The following is a 17604-nucleotide window of genomic DNA, read 5'->3' as shown; positions in this document are numbered from 1 at the left end:
GCGGCCTTTTTGCGGGGCTCGCGTGCGTTGGGGCCGCTGTGCGGACAGATAACCGGGAGCTTGCCGCGGGACAACAGTGGTCCCGAATCGTATGAGTGAATTGCATGGAGATGAGCAGTGAACAGTATCAGTGCCACCGAGGTTGATCAGGATTCTACCCAAACCGCATCTGTCGAAGCGATGATGCAGGCCATGGGTCGTGCGGCACGCGCCGCCGCCCGGGTAATGGCGCGCACCGATACTGGCACTAAAAACGCGGCGCTGCGGGCCATCGCCGCGGAACTGGACGCCCAGCGACCGCAGCTGGCGGCGGCCAACGCCAAAGACATGCAAAACGGCCGCGCCAATGGTCTGGACGCGGCGCTGCTGGACCGCCTGGAACTGACCGACGAGCGTATCGACGGCATGATCGAGGGGCTCAGCCAGATTGCCGAACTGCCAGACCCGGTGGGCGAGGTCAGCGAACTCAAATACCGGCCGAGCGGCATTCAGGTGGGCAAGATGCGCGTGCCGCTGGGCGTGGTGGGCATCATTTACGAGTCCCGCCCGAACGTGACCATTGACGCCGCCAGCCTGTGCCTGAAATCCGGCAATGCGACGATTCTGCGCGGCGGCAGTGAGGCCCTGCACTCCAATGGCGCTATTGCAGCCTGCGTGGCCGCGGGGCTGAAGCAGGCCGGGTTGCCAGAGACCGCGGTACAGGTGGTGGCCACCACCGATCGCGCCGCGGTGGGCGCCCTGATCTCCATGCCCGAGTATGTGGATGTGATCGTACCCCGCGGCGGCAAGGGCCTGATTGAGCGCATCAGCCGCGACGCGCGGGTGCCGGTGATCAAGCACCTGGACGGCATCTGCCATGTGTACCTCGACGACCGCGCGGATCCGGTCAAGGCGTTCAATATTGCGCTGAATGCCAAGACCCATCGCTACGGTGTATGCAATGCCATGGAAACCCTGCTGGTGGCCGAGGCAGTGGCAGCAGAGTTCCTGCCCAGGCTTGCGGCGGCCTACGGGGAAAAAGGCGTGGAACTGCGTGGTTGTGACAAGACCCGCAGCATCCTCGCGGATGTGCTGCCGGCCACCGAAAAAGACTGGGCCACCGAATACCTGGCACCGGTGCTGTCGATTCGCGTGGTGGCGGATATGGATGCGGCGATGGACCACATCGCCCGCTACAGCTCCGGCCACACCGAGTCGATCGTCACCGAAGATTACTCCCGCGCGCGCCGGTTTATGGCAGAAGTGGATTCCGCCTCGGTCATGGTCAACGCCTCCACCCGTTTCGCCGACGGTTTTGAATACGGCCTGGGGGCCGAGATTGGTATCAGCACCGACAAAATTCATGCGCGCGGGCCGGTGGGCCTGGAAGGGCTGACCTCGCAGAAGTGGATTGTGTTCGGGGACGGGCAGATTCGCGAATGAGAGCCATCGCCCTGTTCGGCGGCACCTTTAACCCGGTGCATTTCGGCCACCTGCGCATGGCGCTGGAGCTTAAGGAAACGCTGGGATTCGACGAAATGCGGCTGCTGCCGTCGCACCAGCCGGCGCACCGCGCGCAGCCCGGGGTGACCGCCAATGCCCGTCGCGACATGCTCGCACTGGCGCTGGAACACTGTCCTGCGCTGCAGCTGGACGAACGGGAGCTGCAGCGCCAGGGCCCCACCTATACGGTGGATACCCTGCAGGCGCTGCGTGCCGAGCTGGGCAACCAGGTGTCGATCAGCTTCTGCATGGGGCTCGATTCCCTGCTGGGGCTGCCCGGCTGGCACCGTTGGCAGCAGCTGATCCGGCTCGCCCATCTGGTGGTGGTTACCCGCCCCGGCTGGCAGCTGCCCGAGCAAGGCCCGGTGGCGGAACTGCTCGCTGCCCACCGCGGTGATGTGGATACCCTCAAGCAACAGGCGGCCGGGAGCCTGGTGCTGCGGGAACAGACGCTGCTGCCGATCTCCGCCACGGAGATTCGCAGCCTGATTGCGAGCAACCGCTCGCCCCGGTATCTGCTGCCAGAGCGGGTACTCGACTACATTCAAACTCATCAGCTCTACAAGAGCGAAAACCAATAGGAGCCAAGGCTCCCGCTACAGGTGTTATGACTGATATCAAAGCAATTGCGGTAAACGCACTGGAAGACCTCAAGGGTAAAGACATCGTTTCGATGGATGTATCCGAACTCAGCGATGTAATGGACACCCTGATCATCTGTACCGGCACCTCCAGCCGGCAGGTGAAATCCCTGGCCAACAATGTGGTGGAAGACGGCAAAGAAGCCGGTATCCGTCCGATTGGCGTCGAGGGGATCGACCAGGGCGAGTGGGTGCTGGTGGACTACGGCGATGTGGTGGTGCACGTGATGCAGGCCGAGACCCGCGGCTTCTACGATCTGGAAAAGCTGTGGTCGATGACCCCCAACACCCGTGAGGGTGCGGACGGTTCCGATCCTCATCAGGACTGAGCGCGAAGCGCCGGCCCCTTGAACACACGCAGCTTATGAAAATTCGCATTATCGCCGCTGGTGGCAAGATGCCCGCCTGGGTGCAGGAAGGCTACAACGAGTACGCCAAGCGCCTGCCGCGGGAGCTGACCCTGGAAATGATCGAGGTGCCGCTGGGCAACCGCGGCCAGAAAAATTCCGCTGCGCTGGTGGAAAAGGCGCGGCAGAAAGAGGGCGAGGCGATGCTGGCGGCGATTCATCCGCGGGATCACGTGGTTGCGCTGGAAGTGAAGGGCAAGTCGTGGAGCACCGAGCAGCTGTCCCGGGAGCTCTCCGGCTGGCAGATGTCCGGCGACAACGTGAGTCTGCTGATCGGCGGCCCCGACGGTCTTTCCGCGGAGTGCGTGGCGCGGGCCAATCAGAAGTGGTCCCTGTCGGCGCTGACCCTGCCGCACCCGCTGGTGCGGGTACTGCTGGCGGAACAGCTGTATCGGGCCTGGACCTTGCTGGCGGGGCACCCGTACCACAAGTAAGTTGGCTAAGTCCCGGGGTGGCGCGCCGACTTCTTCGCCCGATTGAACTTTTTGCTGCCACCAGACTCCCACGGACACGGGGATGCCCGGTGCCTGTGGTTGTCTGTGGGCGCGGGTTTGCATCGAACACTCCGCAGGGAAGGCAAACTTGTGTACACTTCGTGGTCATTTTCGCGCCACCGAATAACCTGCTTCGACTACCATGTCAGAAAACCTGCGTTTTAAAGACCACCACACAGAGCAGCGGCTGTTTCGCAACCGCATGCTGGTGGCCATATTCGGCGTAGTCGTGCTGCTCGGTGTGCTGGTCGCGCGCTTTTACAACCTGCAGGTAGTCAACTTCGAGGACTACCGTACCCAGTCTGACCAGAACCGCATCCAGGTGCGTCCGGTCCCTCCCACACGGGGCCTGATCTACGATCGCAACGGTGAAATGCTGGCGGACAACCGCCCCAGTTACACCCTGTCTGTGGTGCGCGAGCGGGTCAAAGACCTGGATGCCACCATCGAACTGCTCGGCCGGATCGTGCGTCTTGAAGACAGCGATGTAGAGAAGTTCAAGCGCCGCCTGCAGCGCCGGCGTCCGTTCGAGCCGGTGCCTCTGCGCTATCGCCTCAGTGAGGACGAAATCGCCCGTATCAGCGTCAATGAGTTCCACTTGCCCGGGGTATCCGTGGAGGCGGAACTGGTTCGCTATTACCCCGAGAGTAAATTGTTTGCCCATAGCGTGGGCTATGTGGGGCGGATCAACGACCGCGAACTGTCTGGTTTCACCGAAGAAGATGTACGCCGCTACCGCGGTACCCAGAGTATCGGCAAGGTGGGGTTGGAGCGCTCTTACGAGGACCTGCTGCTGGGTGAAGTGGGCTATGAAAACGTGGAAACCAATGCCCGCGGTCGCGTACTGCGGGTGCTGGAGCGCCAAGATCCCAAACCCGGCGCGGAGCTGACCCTGCATCTGGACACCCGCCTGCAGCAGGTGGCCACCGAGGCGCTGGGGGATAACCGCGGTGCGGTGGTCGCCATCGACGTGAAAACCGGCGGCGTGCTGGCGTTTGTGAGCCAGCCGTCCTACGACCCCAATCTGTTTGTGACTGGCATCAGCTTCAGGGATTACAGCGCGCTGCGGGATTCGCTCGATGTGCCGCTGTTCAATCGTGTGGTGCAGGGGCAGTATCCGCCCGGTTCTACGCTCAAACCCATGATGGGCCTCGGTGGTCTCGCCGCGGGCATCATCCGCGCGGATACCAAGGTGCCGGACCCCGGCTTTTACAAGCTGCCGAACGATTCGCGTATTTATCGCGACTGGAAGCGCTGGGGCCATGGCAAACATGTCGACCTGATCGAAGGGTTGGCCCAGAGCTGCGATGTGTATTTCTGGGACATGGCCCACCGCTGGGGTATTGACGGTATGCACGATATCGCCACCCGCTTCGGCCTTGGCGAAAAAACCGGGATTGATTTGCCCAGGGAGTACCCCGGGCTCTTCCCCTCGCGGGCCTGGAAGCGCGGCGCTCGCGGTGTGCCCTGGTTCCCGGGGGACAGCCTGAACGCGGTGCTGGGCCAGGGCTTTGTGCTGGCCACGCCGCTGCAGCTGGCGGTGATGACCGCCACCATCGCCAATCGCGGCACTCACTACCGCCCGCAGATGGTGATGGCCATCGATGGCGTCGAGCAGCCCCCAGAAGTGCTGCACCACGTGGATGCGCGCCCGGAGCACTGGGATCTGGTGTTCGAGGGGATGGAAGCCGTGGTCTACGGCATCCACGGCACCGGCAAGAAAGCCGGCGCCGGCCTCGACTTCAAGGTGGCGGGTAAAACCGGCACCGCGCAGGTGGTGGGTATCGCCCAGGGGGAGAAATACGACTCCGAGGCGCTGAAAGAGCGCCACCGGGACCACGCCCTGTTTGTTGCCTTCGCGCCGGCGGATGACCCGCAGATTGCGGTGTCCGTGCTGGTGGAAAACGGCGAAGGTGGTGGTAGCGTGGCGGCACCGGTGGCCCGTGAACTGTTTTTCGACTGGATGTCGCGGCCCCTGGAAGACACCGCCAGCCGGCAGGGCGGGCGTCCGCCCATGATCAGCGCCGGGTTCAGGCATCCACACCCACACGAGGTAGCAATCCGTGGCTAGTCGCGATTACATGCACCGCCTGCCGGATGCCGGCAGCAGCCTGCGGCGGCCGGAGAGTTTTTCGCGGCGCTGGCATATCGACCTGCCTCTGCTGTTGCTGTTGATCCTGCTGGCGGGGGTCGGGCTGGTGGTGCTGTACAGCGCGTCCGGCGAAGAGAGCCACTACGTCAAGCGCCAGGCGGTGTTTATGGCGCTGGCGTTCGTGGGCATGTTCATTGCCGCGCAGATTCCCCTGGAGTTTTACCGGCGCTGGTCACCGTGGTTTTACCTGGGCGGCTGCTGCCTGCTGGTGGCGGTGCTGTTTTTTGGTGTGGGCGCCAAGGGCGCGCAGCGCTGGTTGCAGATCGGTGGTTTTCGCTTCCAGCCCTCCGAGGCATTGAAACTCGCGGTGCCGATCGCCGTCGCGGCCTACCTGCACAAGCGCAGCCTGCCACCGTCGTTTATGACGGTGGTGGGTGCGCTGGTGATTATTGCCATCCCGGCGGCACTGATTGTGCGCCAGCCGGATCTCGGCACCTCCATTCTGATTGCCGCTTCGGGCATCTTCGCGCTCTATCTGTCGGGCCTCAGCTGGAAAATGATCGGTAGTGCGGTGGTGATGGCGCTGATGGCCGCATGGCCCATGTGGATCTGGGGGCTGCGGGATTATCAGAAGCAGCGCATTCTCACCCTGTTCAATCCGGATGCCGACCGTCTCGGTGCGGGATGGAATATTTTCCAGTCGAAGGCGGCCATCGGTTCCGGTGGCTGGGACGGCAAGGGCTATATGCAGGGCACACAGTCCCAGTTGGATTTCCTGCCAGAAAGTCACACCGACTTTATCATCGCCGTACTGGCGGAAGAGTGGGGCATGCGCGGAGCATTGTTTCTGCTGGCCCTGTATCTGTTGATCATTGCCCGGGGCATCTATATTAGTTTCATGGCCCAGCATGTATTCGGACGGTTGTTGGCGGGTAGTATCACGCTGACATTCTTCGTGTACGTGTTTGTGAATATCGGTATGGTGACCGGCCTGCTGCCGGTGGTGGGGGTGCCCCTGCCACTGGTGAGCCATGGCGGCACCTCGGTAATTACCCTGATGGCGGGGTTCGGTATTCTGATGGCTATCAGCACGGAAAGGCGCAGAGTACTTTTCTAGTTGTTGGATTTAGTTGCAGGGTTTGGTGGCTGAATGTGAGGCGGTTCAGGCTCGCTTCACTTTTTCCCGTGTATCGTGCCACTTTTTGGCGCGGATGCAGTCACACTGCAGAACGAATTTAATAATTGTGGAAAGTGGCAGGAAGTACTCTATGAACACAGGAGCGGTTGTTTTGAAGTGGACCACAGGATTGATAGCAGGCTTGGGGCTGGTGCTCGGTGCCTGTGCGCAGGAGGCGGGGCACGAGGAAAATGCCCAGGCGAATGCGTTTGTGGATTACATGGTGGCCGAACACAACTTCAACCGCGATGAGCTGCAGCTGCTGATGCGCGAGGCCAAGCGCAAGGAAGCCATCCTCAAGGCCATCAAACGGCCGGCCGAGAAAGCCAAACCCTGGCATGAATACCGCAAAATTTTCATCACCAATGCCCGCATTGCCGGCGGTGTGGAGTTCTGGGACAAAAACGCCGAGGTACTCAAGGCCGCGGAAGAAAAATATGGTGTTCCGCCAGAAATGATCGTGGCCGTGATTGGCGTGGAAACACGCTACGGGGGCAACATGGGCAGCTATCGGGTGATTGATGCGCTGTCGACCCTGGCGTTCAACTATCCTCGCCGCGCCAAGTTCTTCACCAAGGAGCTGGAGAACTACCTGCTGCTGACTCGCGATGAAAAAATCGATCCTACCACCCTGAAAGGCTCCTACGCCGGTGCCATGGGCTTTGGTCAGTTTATGCCGTCGAGCTATCGCCACTATGCGGTGGACTTCAATGGCGACGGCCGTGTGGATATCTGGGAGGACACCGAGGATGCTATCGGCAGCGTCGCCAACTACTTTGTGGAACACGGTTGGAAAGCCGGCGAGCCGATTACCGTGATCACCCAGCCGCTGCCTAATGCCGACATGACCATCGTCAATGACGACCTGAAACCCCAGTGGACCGTGGGCACGCTGGAAGCGAAGGGCTTCCCCACCACGGCCCAGGTTACCAAGGACATGCCTGCCAATGTGTTTTCTCTGGAGACCGAGGATGGTAAGCAGTTCTGGATCGGCCTGAATAATTTTTACACCATTACCCGCTACAACCACAGTCGCCTGTACGCCATGGCGGTCTACGAGTTGGGCCAGGAGATTATCAAAGCGCGGGGTGGCCGCTCCTGAGGGCGCGGCAACGCCGGATAACATAATGGATGTATCGCCGGACGCCGCTTGTGTCTCCGGCGTGTGCTTTACACCAGCAGTACGATAAGTCGAAAGTAAAAAAATCGCGGTAGCGGGCGCTGTTTGACCTGCTCCGGGGGGAAGTCATGAATACCAGAAAAATAGCGGATGCATCCGCTGGTTTTGTTCGCCTGGGCGCCGTTTGCGTGCTGGCATTGCTCACTGCCTGTAGTACGGTGCCGTTGCACGATGCGGGCAAGGCCAAGGTCGAACCGAGAGACGAAGTGCCCTTCGACCAGGTGCGCGATAGTGGCCCCGATGTCCCTGTGGACATGCTGGCAACGCCCGAGGTGACGCCGGTGCGAGAGCCGATCGGTATTGCCGGCAACAAATCCCCCTATGTGGTGAACGGCGTAAAGTACCGGGTATTGAAAGGTGTGAAAGGCTACAGCGAGCGTGGCCATGCTTCCTGGTACGGCAAGAAATTCCACGGTCGCAAAACCGCCAACGGCGAGGTTTACAATATGTACGCCATGTCGGCGGCGCATAAAACCCTGCCATTGCCCAGTTACGCCAAAGTCACCAATCTGGATAATGGCCGCAGTATCATCGTGCGCATCAATGACCGCGGTCCTTTCGTCCCGGGGCGCATTATCGACCTCAGCTATACCGCGGCGCAGAAGCTGGGGTATATCGACAAGGGGGTTGCACGGGTCGAGGTGGTCGCACTGGATCCGGAATCCCTGCCCAGCGCTACCGAGAGCCTCGCGGTAGAAAAAGATGCCGCAGCGCGTAAGGGATTGCCGGAGGATGCCAGTTTCAAATTGCCGGAGAACACCTTCCTGCAGGTGGGAGCCTACAGTTCCGCCCAGCAGGCGGAAGATATTCGCGGCCAACTGGCCGCCGCATTCGGCTATCCTGTATCCGTCAACCCGGTAAACCGTGGCGGAAAAATGCTATATCGGGTGCGTATCGGCCCCATCGCGCAGCAGCGGGCACTGGCCGCGTTGCGGGAATCTGTAGAGCAACAGAATTTTGGCCAGCCCCAGGTGGTGGTCGACTGATTCGCTGCCCCGCAGCGCATGCCCGGCTGGAGCCGGGTCTTTGACACATTGTGAATGTAAGGAATAAAGAGAGACCCATGTTCAAACGCTTGTTTGCCTGTTTGCTCCTGATTGTCAGCACCAGTGTTGCCCAGGCCGATAAACCACTGATACCCGCACCGCCGCAGCTTGCTGCGACCGCGTATCTGCTGATTGATGCCCATACCGGGCAGGTGCTGGTGGAACACGATGCGGACAAACAGATTCCCCCCGCCAGCCTGACCAAGATGATGACCAGTTACATCGTCTCGGAAGAACTGGAAAAGGGCGCCATCAAAGAGCAGGACATGGTGAACATTTCGGAGAAAGCCTGGCGCAAGGGCGGCTCCAAAATGTTCGTCAAGGTCGGCGACAAGGTCCCGGTGATCGACCTGCTGCGCGGGGTCATCGTCCAGTCCGGCAACGATGCGAGTATTGCCCTGGCGGAGTATGTCTCCGGTAGCGAGGAAGTCTTTGCCGAGGTGATGAACCAGCAGGCCCAGCTGTTGGGCATGCAGGATACCCACTTCGTCAACGCCACCGGCTGGCCTGCCGAGGGACATGTGACCACCGCCCGCGACCTGGGCAAACTGGCGCGCGCGCTGATCCAGGATCACCCCGATCACTACGCCCTGTATTCTGAGAAATACTTCCGTTTCAACGGCATCAACCAGCCCAACCGCAACCGCCTGTTGTGGCGCGACCCCGCCGTGGATGGCATTAAAACCGGCCACACCGAAGAGGCGGGTTTCTGCCTGGTGGCCTCGGCGGTCAAGCGCGGCATGCGCCTGATCTCGGTGATCGTGGGCACCGACAGCGACGAGAAGCGCGCTGCAGAGACCCAGAAACTGCTCGCCTACGGATTCCGCTACTACCAGACGCACAAGGTGTACGGCAGCAACGACGTCCTGCAGACCGAGCGTGTATGGGGCGGTAAAGCCGACGCTGTGGGTGTCGCAGTGAAAAATGATGTGTTTGTCACCATTCCCCGCGGCGGCGAAGAAAGCATCAAGGCCGACCTGATCATCGACGGCGAACTGAAAGCCCCCCTGGCCAAAGGCCAGCAGGTGGGTAAGGTTGTGGTGACCCTGGATGGGCAAACCGTCGCTGATGTGCCCGCGGTGGTGGCAGAGGATGTGGAAGAGGCAGGCTTCTTCAAGCGCCTTTGGGATTCCATCAAGCGCTTCGTGATGGGCTTTTTTGAGTAGCCCCCGGGAAAAGTATCCCGACAAGCCCGGTGGACTGGTCCACCGGGCTGTTTTCTGGCCCGATTAAAGCAGTTTCGTCTGCAATCTTTCCTCCCTGTCCAGTCTCTGGCCGGCACTGTATAATCGCCGCCCGGCCGCAATTCCCGCTGGGAAGTGTCCCCGCGCCTCCATTTCTGACCTGCGGCCCTGTGAGTGTGGTATGACCCAGGATTCAGAACAGCAGCCCCCGAAAATCGAATTCCCGTGCGAAGACTATATGGTCAAAGTCGTGCGTGACGCGGATAACCAGGTGCATGAATTCGTGCTCGAAGTGATGCGCCGTCACGCCCCTGATCTGGACGAAAGCCGGCTGACCCACAAGCCTAGCCGCAACGGGCGTTTTACCTCCGTGACCTTCTTTATCGTCGCCACCGGCGAGCAGCAGCTGAAGGCGCTCACCGACGAACTCACCGCCCATCCGGGCGTGTATATGGTGATTTAATGGCTGCCCCGGAGTCGGCTGTGTGCAAGCCGGTTATTTGTAATCTGGGTCGTCGTGACTACGAAACCGTGTGGCGCGCCATGGCCCATTACACCGACCACCGCGGCGCAGACGCCGTGGATCAGATCTGGTGTGTCGAGCACCCCCCGGTATTCACCCAGGGGCAGGCGGGCAAAGCCGAGCACCTGCTGAACACCGGCGATATCCCGGTGGTGCAGGTGGATCGCGGCGGACAGGTGACCTATCACGGCCCCGGTCAGCTGGTGGTCTACCCGCTGCTGGACCTGCGCCGTGGCAAGATCGGCGTACGCGATCTGGTCACTGCACTGGAGGAGGCTACCGTGGCCATGCTGGCGGAATACGGTATTGCCGCCGCACCGCGCGCCGATGCGCCGGGGGTGTACCTTACCGACGGCCCGCGCGCGGGCAACAAAATCGCCTCCATCGGCCTGCGGGTACGCCGGGGCTGCAGCTTCCACGGTATTGCCATCAATATCGACATGGACCTGGGGCCCTTCCTGCGTATCAACCCCTGCGGCTATGCGGGTATGCAGATGGTGCAGATGGCGGAGGTGATCCAGCCGGCCCCCGAATGGGCGTCCGTGGCGGAACGTTTTGTCGCGGCCCTGCAGCGCAAGCTGCACTTGCCGGAGGCCGCTTGGCAGCCGGTGGATGAGCAGTTATTTGACGAAAAGTTATTTGCGGCACCCGGCACCGAGCAGGGCACCGAACCAGGAATGAGCAATGTCTGAACGATTTGACGCCGACCAGCCCGAAATTATCGCAACCACGGTTGACCCGAGTGATGCGCCCAAACCGGAAATTACCCCGGTCAAGCGCACCCGCCGCCTGCAGCAGGGCGAGAAACTGCGCGATGGCGACAAGGTAGAGCGTATCCCGGTAAAGGTGATCGCCAGCGACCAGACCCTGCGCAAGCCGGACTGGATTCGGGTAAAGGTCCCTTCGGTCAAGGCATCCAAGGAAGTGGACCGGATCAAGAGCATCTTGCGTTCACAGAAACTCGCCACCGTGTGTGAAGAGGCCAGTTGCCCGAACCTGGGAGAATGCTTCAGTGGCGGCACCGCGACCTTCATGATCATGGGTGAGATCTGTACCCGTCGCTGCCCCTTCTGCGATGTGGGCCACGGCAAGCCGAACCCGCTGGATCCTGAGGAGCCCAAACAGCTGGCGGAAGCCATCGCCGCCATGAGTCTGCGCTACGTGGTGATCACTTCCGTGGATCGCGACGACCTGCGCGACGGCGGCGCCCAGCACTTTGCCGACTGCATCCAGCAGTCCCGCGCACTGTCCCCGAACCTGCAGGTGGAAATCCTGACCCCGGACTTCCGTGGCCGCATGGACATTGCCCTGGATATTCTCGAGGCGGAAGCCCCGGATGTGTTCAATCACAACCTGGAAACCGTGCCGCGCCTGTACCGCGAATCCCGCCCCGGCGCCAACTACAAGTGGTCGTTGAAACTGCTGCAGGAATACAAGAAGCGCCGTCCGGACGTACTCACCAAATCTGGCCTCATGGTGGGCCTGGGTGAGACCAAAGAAGAGATTTTCGAAGTGCTGGACGATATGCGCGCGCACGACATCGACATGCTCACCATCGGCCAGTACCTGCAGCCGAGCAAGGAGCACCTGCCGGTGCAGCGTTACGTGCACCCGGATGAGTTCGAAGAGTACCGCGTGTATGCGGAAAAAATCGGCTTCAAGCACGCCGCTTGTGGACCGATGGTGCGCTCTTCTTACCACGCCGACAAGCAGGCCCACGGCGAAGAAGTTAAGTAGCGCTACGTTGGCAGTGGGTGAGGGAATAAGCCCGCTGCTGCCAGTCTCCCGATCGCGAGTGCGGATACATGGATAAGTCGGATTTCAAGTTTGATCGCGTGAGCAAACGGATCATTCAGGAGCTCCAGAAAAATGCGCGTATCAGTAACCGGGATCTGGCGGAAAAGGTCAACCTTTCACCGAGCGCTTGCCTGAAGCGCACCAAAAAGTTGGAAGAGCAGGGGTATATCCGGCACTACACCGTTGAGCTGGATCTTAACCGTGTCTGTACCAGTGTGATGGCCATGGCGCAATTGGCTATCGGCGACAACCGCGGGCGCGCGGCGGAAGTGAATATTGAAGCCGCTATTCGCAAGCTCCCGCAGGCGGTCGAGTGTTTTAAAACCAGTGGCGAGTATCACTATCTCGTACACTTTATTTGCCGCGATCTCGAAGAGTACAACGATATCAGTAATCGCCTGCTGGAACAGGACCTGGGTATCTCCAGGATTACCAGTAACTTCGTCCTCTCCACGCCCAAGCCATTTCAGTCCTATCCCCTCGGCGAACTGGAGTGGTTAAACGATATGGACGAGCGCAGTAGTTAGCGCCGACCTCTCCTCTTCGCTACCTCACCGATTTTTATCAGTACGACATAAGTCAGCGCCGATGCAATGAGTGCATCGAATGCGGGGATCTGTGTAAGTAACATCTTTTCCTGGCTGGTGAGGAACGCCACACCCATACCGGATAGCCATGCCAGCATTGCCGGCCAGGAAAACGTCGTCGAACTCACATCTTGTGGCCGCTTTGGCTTATTTAATCGCTCACTTTTCACTTCCAGAATATAGTGTGCGGTATAGATCGCACCGATCGGCATAAAGATGATCCCGAGCGAAAAAATAAAATCGATAAAGTGATCGGAAATCCCGGCAAAGGCGACGGCGGTTCCGGCAATGCCGGAAAAGATCACGATCTGCCACTCTTTAAAGTGCGGCATAATCGCAGCAATACTCAGCCCACAGCCATACAGATTTACCGCATTGGTAATCGTGCTGGAAAAGATCACAAATGCCAGTGCCAAAATGCCAAGGCCGGCTGCCTGTAGCATGGCGAGCACGTCGGTCTCCGATAGCCACACCGCAGCCGCAGCACTGATGCAGTACACCAGTGTGGCACTGCCTAAAAATGGCAGGAAGGAAGCGATCGCAGCATCCTTGGTGGACCTGCCGTAACGGGTCAGGTCCGGCATCACCAGTGCGGAAACGATAAAACTGCCCACTACTGCGGAAACTGCTTCACCGAGCCCCATACTGGCTGTGCCGCTGGCAGAGAGAATGTCCGTAAAATTGGCTTGATCCACCAGCTTGTACAGCAACACACACAGCACCAGCAGCTGTATGGGCACAATGATGGCGGCGAGTTTCTGAATCGACTTGAAACCGAAGATGGCCGATGCGGTCATCAGCGCACCCCCGCATACCGGGGCCAGCCAGTGGCGCAGGGTGATATCGCTAATGTCTGCCAGCAGGTATTCCATGGCGGAACTGAACAGCACGATGTTCACCCCGAACCAGCCAAACATGGACAGGGCAATACATAAATTTACGATATTCGCGCCGCGGCTGCCGAACGAATCTCTGATCAGCATGTAGGAGCTGACACGTTTGCGAACCCCCACAATTCCTGTGGCGAAGCCCACCAGAGACAGCGCAAGGCCGCCCAGTAAGAATGCCCACAGTGCGGTCGCCATACCCGCCTCTGCCACCACCACAACCCCGGTCATGACACCGGGCAGGGAGAAGGCGAGGGCAGAGTTTACCTCGGAGATCTTGCCCCCACTGACGCTGATATGCGCAGGAACCGGCTCGGTCGCGTAATCCTGAAGCAATTGCTCCAGGTCGTTGTTGGGTTGATTGTGCATACGTCGACTACCTGTTCGCCCGGCTTGCTCATCTGGCGGTATAGCCCGATGAGTGTTGCCCCGGTGTGGCTCTTGGCCATTCTTATCATTCAGAGCTAACTATACCCCCAATGCCCGGAAACAATGTTTCCCCGAGAGTGGGTAGATGTTCATAAAGTTTCGTTTCGGGCAGCTCCGTCGCGCAAAGGTTTCCCGCCCTGCATGGTAATTTTTTGAGCAGGGTTCGGGGGCAGCTGGTACACGCTCTCCGTCGCTAGATTTCGAATAACGATTAAGGAGCGGAAGATGCCAGAAGGCAAAAAATGGCTGCGGATGTTCAGCTTGACCATTCTCGGGGCGGCCATCGCGGCCGAGAGCTACGCGGACTACACCATTGAGGAAGTTCAAGTTACCGCGCGCAAGCGTGCCGAAAGCCTGCAGGAAGTACCGGATTCCATCAACGTGCTGAGTGCTGCGCAGATCGAGTCCGCCGGCATCCGGGACTTGAAGGGCGTTGCGGCGCTGACGCCAAACCTGAGCATGGACGACAACTACCGCCCGGGTACTGCACGTATTTCCATCCGCGGCATGATCACCCCACAGGTCGGTGATGCCCCGCTCGCATACGTCGTTGATGGGGTTACTGCCCCAAGCATGGACTTCATTAACCAGGATCTACACGCGGTCGAGCGCATCGAAGTGATCAAGGGCCCTCAGGGCGCCCTGTACGGTAAGGGCGCTGTGGGTGGAGCGATCAACATCGTCACCCGGGAGCCCACCAATGAAACCGAAGGCTCATTCGTGGTGGGCGCAGGCAATGGTGAGAGCGTCAATGCCGAGGGCTTTCTGTCCGGCGCGCTGGTCGAAGACTCCCTGTATTACCGCGTGGGTGCCAAACACTCCGATAGTGCGGGGTTTATTGAAAACGAAGTGACCGGCCAGATGGTGGATGCCAGCAAAGTCTCCACCGTATCCGGCCTGCTCTCCTACCAGCTGAGCGATCAGGGCAAAGTGGACCTGCGTGCGCGCTACTCCGATAATCAGGCCGGGGTGGGTTATTACAGCGTGGTTGATTCCCCGGACGCGATCGGAGACAACGTCTGGTCCGGTCAATCCTCCAATATTCTCGGTGGTAGCAACCGCGAGCTACTGGAATTGTCCGGCAAGTTTGAATGGTCTGCAGACTACGGCGATCTGCTGTTTGTCGCGGGCTATAGTGAAGTAGACGACCTGTCTTTTTCCGACTCGGATTACACCGGAATGCCGAGTGACTTTGATCTGTTGTTCGCCGGCGCACAGGAAACCCAGTATGGCGTAAAGGCCTATACCACTGAAGTGCGTTTCACCGCGCCTGCTGATCATGCAGTGCAGTGGCAAACCGGTGCCTACTATCAATTGCGAGAAGTCGAATCCACGCTGCATCTATGGGATGACTTTGATGGTGTAGGGGTGCGCACACGGGATAGCTTCGATATTCCCAACGATGAATTTATCGGTAGTAATCTCGATCCGGATTTTTTCACCGAGTATCTGTATTCCATCGTGGATTCCAACACCAGCGATGCATGGGCCATTTTTGGTCAGGCGGCATACGACTTGACCGATACGCTGACGGTCTCCGCCGCACTGCGCTACGACATGGATAAACGGGAATCCTACGATTGGCGCGATGTAGAAGGCACCTTTGCCAAGCGCGACTTCTCCGAACTGCAGCCGAAATTCCAGCTGTCTTACGATTTGTCGGAAGACGTGCTGACCTATGTGTCTGTTTCCCGCGGCTTCCGCAGCGGCGGCTTCAATGAACCGCACCCCGATGTCGAACGCGTCTTTGATCAGGAGATTTCTGACAATTTCGAAATTGGCTTCAAATCTGATTTTCTGGATCAGAAACTCGTGCTGAACGGCGCTGCGTTTCATGTGAATACGCAAAATACCCAGTATACGCAGTTCAATGTCGAGACCTTTACCTTAGAAAACCTGGGTATCGATCGCTCTATTTCTCAGGGCCTTGAGGCGGATTTCCAGTATCTGGTGAACTCTTCTCTGCGCCTGCACGGTGGCGTTGGTATGGTGAAGTCGGAAATCGATCAATACGATGTGAATCCGGATCTCGAAGGCAATCGCGTGCCCGGTGTCTACCGCTCCAATATCAATCTTGGTGCTGAGTATGTGCGTGCACTGCAAAGTGGTTCCGAGCTGGAGTTCCGGGTGGACTACCTGCGCAATGGACCCATTGCCTGGGACCTGGAGAACAGCCTGGAAATCGGTGCTACCAATATTGTGAATGTGCGCGCGAGTTACATCTTCGATCAAAGCCGCATCACTTTGTTTGCGGAAAATGTCACCGATGAAGCGACAATTTCTGACGCATTTGTATTGGACTACGGATATGGCCGACAGCCGGGGCGTCCCCGCTACTACGGCGTGCAATTCGGATATTCCTTTTAATTTTTGACTTTATCCATATTGGGGTGTCGCTCGGTTTCCGGGCGGTACCTTGTGTATCTGTAGTGCGAGACTTAACAATGCGAGTACTGAAAAGACCGGATCTGGAAGACATTCTGTATGGATGTGCGATCCTCGGAACCGGCGGGGGCGGCGAATTGGATGAGGGCTTTGAACTCATCGATGAAGCGCTGGCGCAGGGCAAGGAGTTTGTGCTCGCAGACCCGTCGGAAATTCCCGACGAGGCGATGATTTGTACCCCCTATATGCTCGGTGCTATCTCAGAGCTGCCGGCAGGAGAGGAGGATAAGTACGCACGCTTACCCACCGGTGAAGTGCGCCCCATTCTTGCAGCTTATCAGCGTATGGAGGCTTACAAGGGAACCAAGTTCAGCGGCACCGTCGCCTGTGAACTGGGTGGGTCAAACACGGCAATGGCGTTTTACGTTGCCGCGATGACCGGTGGCTACATCGTCGATGGTGATCCGGCCGGTCGCGCCGTCCCGGAAATTACGCATTCCACGTATTATCTGAACGACCTGCCCGCGGCACCCATAGTGACTGCCAATGCATTTGGTGAATGCATGGTTATCGAAAACGTGATCGATGACCTTCGCGCAGAAGAAATTGTCCGAGCGCTCTCCATGGCGAGCGGCAATGATATTGCTGCGGTCGATCACGCCCTGTGTATGCAGGAACTGCGCGGCGCTCTGATCGGCGGCACCATCACCAAAGCACTGGAGCTTGGCAGAACCTGGCGCGTCACCAAGGCGGACGGCGGCGACATTGCAGCGAATATTGCGGCGCAAGGTAGCGGCGAAGTGGTGTTCCGTGGAGCTATCTCCACGTGCGACTGGAAGACCGCTGAGGGTTTCACGCTTGGCAATATCTCTATTTCCGGGGAAGGGGATTACGCGGGCTCGGATTACGCAATTTGGCTCAAGAATGAGAATATGATTGGGTGGCGCAACGGTGAAGTGCACGCCACCATACCGGACCTGATTTGTCTGCTGGATATGGAAACCGGTGAGCCGGTAACCAACCCCAACTATCGCGTAGGCCAGCAAGTGGCAGTGGTAGTTCTTCCCGCACCCAATGCATTCTTGAGTGAGAAAGGGTTGGAAATTTTTGGGCCGAAGTACTTGGGCTATTCGTTCGAATACCGTAGTGCTTTGGTGTGATCAAGTTTTTCTGATATCTCGCAGATACAGGACTTTGGCTGGTCGCGGTTCTGTATCTCATCCTTTCTATGTGGCCTTCTCATCACATTTGAGCAATTTTGTGGCTACTCTGTGTCGACGGCAAGTCGCAGCC

Annotated in this window: 16 protein-coding genes; 15 read left to right on the top strand and 1 reads right to left on the bottom strand. The window is 59.0% G+C overall.

The window, feature by feature from the left end; genetic code table 11:
* Positions 1–126: 126 nt before the first annotated feature.
* From JF535_RS15825 to JF535_RS15765, 13 genes are all read left to right on the top strand, one after another.
* Entirely contained in the window at positions 127–1422 is a 1296-nt protein-coding gene (locus tag JF535_RS15825) for a glutamate-5-semialdehyde dehydrogenase (protein WP_422880021.1), read from the top strand.
* Positions 1419–2063: a nicotinate-nucleotide adenylyltransferase gene (gene nadD, locus JF535_RS15820; RefSeq protein WP_207004073.1), complete on the top strand. Its 645-nt coding sequence runs from the start codon at positions 1419–1421 to the stop codon at positions 2061–2063. The genes JF535_RS15825 and nadD overlap by 4 nt, the downstream gene beginning before the upstream one ends.
* A gap of 26 nt (positions 2064–2089) precedes the next feature.
* The gene (rsfS, locus tag JF535_RS15815; RefSeq protein WP_066962666.1) at positions 2090–2452 is read left to right on the top strand and encodes a ribosome silencing factor; all 363 of its coding nucleotides are present in this window, start codon (positions 2090–2092) and stop codon (positions 2450–2452) included.
* Between the two features lie 35 nt (positions 2453–2487).
* Positions 2488–2964 carry a 23S rRNA (pseudouridine(1915)-N(3))-methyltransferase RlmH gene (gene rlmH, locus JF535_RS15810; RefSeq protein ID WP_207004072.1) on the top strand — a complete coding sequence of 159 codons (477 nt, stop codon included), beginning with the start codon at positions 2488–2490 and terminating at the stop codon, positions 2962–2964.
* 202 nt (positions 2965–3166) lie between these two features.
* Complete coding sequence (gene mrdA / locus JF535_RS15805) at positions 3167–5095, top strand: penicillin-binding protein 2 (RefSeq protein ID WP_242524056.1); 1929 nt, start codon at positions 3167–3169, stop codon at positions 5093–5095.
* Positions 5088–6233 (top strand): rod shape-determining protein RodA, encoded by a 1146-nt coding sequence (gene rodA / locus JF535_RS15800; RefSeq protein WP_340674205.1) that lies wholly within the window; start codon positions 5088–5090, stop codon positions 6231–6233. The genes mrdA and rodA overlap by 8 nt, the downstream gene beginning before the upstream one ends.
* Positions 6234–6405: 172 nt before the next feature.
* Positions 6406–7395 (top strand): lytic murein transglycosylase B, encoded by a 990-nt coding sequence (mltB, locus tag JF535_RS15795; protein WP_242524055.1) that lies wholly within the window; start codon positions 6406–6408, stop codon positions 7393–7395.
* A gap of 146 nt (positions 7396–7541) precedes the next feature.
* Positions 7542–8459 (top strand): septal ring lytic transglycosylase RlpA family protein, encoded by a 918-nt coding sequence (locus JF535_RS15790; RefSeq protein ID WP_207004066.1) that lies wholly within the window; start codon positions 7542–7544, stop codon positions 8457–8459.
* Positions 8460–8536: 77 nt separating this feature from the next.
* The gene (locus tag JF535_RS15785) at positions 8537–9685 is read left to right on the top strand and encodes a D-alanyl-D-alanine carboxypeptidase family protein (protein ID WP_207004065.1); all 1149 of its coding nucleotides are present in this window, start codon (positions 8537–8539) and stop codon (positions 9683–9685) included.
* A gap of 199 nt (positions 9686–9884) precedes the next feature.
* The gene (locus JF535_RS15780; RefSeq protein ID WP_207004064.1) at positions 9885–10166 is read left to right on the top strand and encodes a YbeD family protein; all 282 of its coding nucleotides are present in this window, start codon (positions 9885–9887) and stop codon (positions 10164–10166) included.
* Positions 10166–10918 carry a lipoyl(octanoyl) transferase LipB gene (gene lipB, locus JF535_RS15775; RefSeq protein ID WP_242524054.1) on the top strand — a complete coding sequence of 251 codons (753 nt, stop codon included), beginning with the start codon at positions 10166–10168 and terminating at the stop codon, positions 10916–10918. Before JF535_RS15780 ends, lipB begins: the two co-directional genes overlap by 1 nt.
* Positions 10911–11963, top strand: coding sequence for a lipoyl synthase (gene lipA, locus JF535_RS15770; protein WP_227718152.1), 1053 nt, complete (start codon positions 10911–10913; stop codon positions 11961–11963). The genes lipB and lipA overlap by 8 nt, the downstream gene beginning before the upstream one ends.
* 68 nt (positions 11964–12031) lie before the next feature.
* Positions 12032–12550, top strand: coding sequence for an Lrp/AsnC family transcriptional regulator (locus JF535_RS15765; protein ID WP_066962687.1), 519 nt, complete (start codon positions 12032–12034; stop codon positions 12548–12550).
* On the opposite strand, the gene JF535_RS15760 is transcribed toward JF535_RS15765, so the two are convergent.
* A complete protein-coding gene (locus tag JF535_RS15760) occupies positions 12547–13866 on the bottom strand; it encodes a purine-cytosine permease family protein (RefSeq protein WP_207004063.1) in 1320 nt (439 codons plus the stop codon). The genes JF535_RS15765 and JF535_RS15760 overlap by 4 nt on opposite strands.
* A gap of 285 nt (positions 13867–14151) precedes the next feature.
* Between JF535_RS15760 and JF535_RS15755 the strand changes: the two genes are divergently transcribed.
* Together JF535_RS15755 and JF535_RS15750 are read left to right on the top strand one after the other, a co-directional pair.
* Complete coding sequence (locus JF535_RS15755; RefSeq protein WP_207004061.1) at positions 14152–16293, top strand: TonB-dependent receptor; 2142 nt, start codon at positions 14152–14154, stop codon at positions 16291–16293.
* 77 nt (positions 16294–16370) lie between these two features.
* Positions 16371–17471 carry a DUF917 domain-containing protein gene (locus JF535_RS15750; RefSeq protein ID WP_207004059.1) on the top strand — a complete coding sequence of 367 codons (1101 nt, stop codon included), beginning with the start codon at positions 16371–16373 and terminating at the stop codon, positions 17469–17471.
* Positions 17472–17604: the final 133 nt, after the last annotated feature.

This window comes from Microbulbifer salipaludis, from assembly GCF_017303155.1.
GTDB lineage: Bacteria > Pseudomonadota > Gammaproteobacteria > Pseudomonadales > Cellvibrionaceae > Microbulbifer > Microbulbifer salipaludis.
Note: the sequence above shows the minus strand (reverse complement) of the source record. Positions and strands in the feature narration are given on the sequence as shown.

What these genes read in the sequence shown, in the direction of transcription:
- nadD (WP_207004073.1), top strand. Translation starts at nt 1,419, where the DNA reads ATGAGAGCCATCGCCCTGTTCGGCGGCACCTTTAACCCGGTGCATTTC.
- rsfS (WP_066962666.1), top strand. Translation starts at nt 2,090, where the DNA reads ATGACTGATATCAAAGCAATTGCGGTAAACGCACTGGAAGACCTCAAG.
- rlmH (WP_207004072.1), top strand. Translation starts at nt 2,488, where the DNA reads ATGAAAATTCGCATTATCGCCGCTGGTGGCAAGATGCCCGCCTGGGTG.
- mrdA (WP_242524056.1), top strand. Translation starts at nt 3,167, where the DNA reads ATGTCAGAAAACCTGCGTTTTAAAGACCACCACACAGAGCAGCGGCTG.
- JF535_RS15790 (WP_207004066.1), top strand. Translation starts at nt 7,542, where the DNA reads ATGAATACCAGAAAAATAGCGGATGCATCCGCTGGTTTTGTTCGCCTG.
- JF535_RS15785 (WP_207004065.1), top strand. Translation starts at nt 8,537, where the DNA reads ATGTTCAAACGCTTGTTTGCCTGTTTGCTCCTGATTGTCAGCACCAGT.
- JF535_RS15780 (WP_207004064.1), top strand. Translation starts at nt 9,885, where the DNA reads ATGACCCAGGATTCAGAACAGCAGCCCCCGAAAATCGAATTCCCGTGC.
- lipB (WP_242524054.1), top strand. Translation starts at nt 10,166, where the DNA reads ATGGCTGCCCCGGAGTCGGCTGTGTGCAAGCCGGTTATTTGTAATCTG.
- lipA (WP_227718152.1), top strand. Translation starts at nt 10,911, where the DNA reads ATGTCTGAACGATTTGACGCCGACCAGCCCGAAATTATCGCAACCACG.
- JF535_RS15765 (WP_066962687.1), top strand. Translation starts at nt 12,032, where the DNA reads ATGGATAAGTCGGATTTCAAGTTTGATCGCGTGAGCAAACGGATCATT.
- JF535_RS15760 (WP_207004063.1), bottom strand. Translation starts at nt 13,866, where the DNA reads ATGCACAATCAACCCAACAACGACCTGGAGCAATTGCTTCAGGATTAC.
- JF535_RS15755 (WP_207004061.1), top strand. Translation starts at nt 14,152, where the DNA reads ATGCCAGAAGGCAAAAAATGGCTGCGGATGTTCAGCTTGACCATTCTC.
- JF535_RS15750 (WP_207004059.1), top strand. Translation starts at nt 16,371, where the DNA reads ATGCGAGTACTGAAAAGACCGGATCTGGAAGACATTCTGTATGGATGT.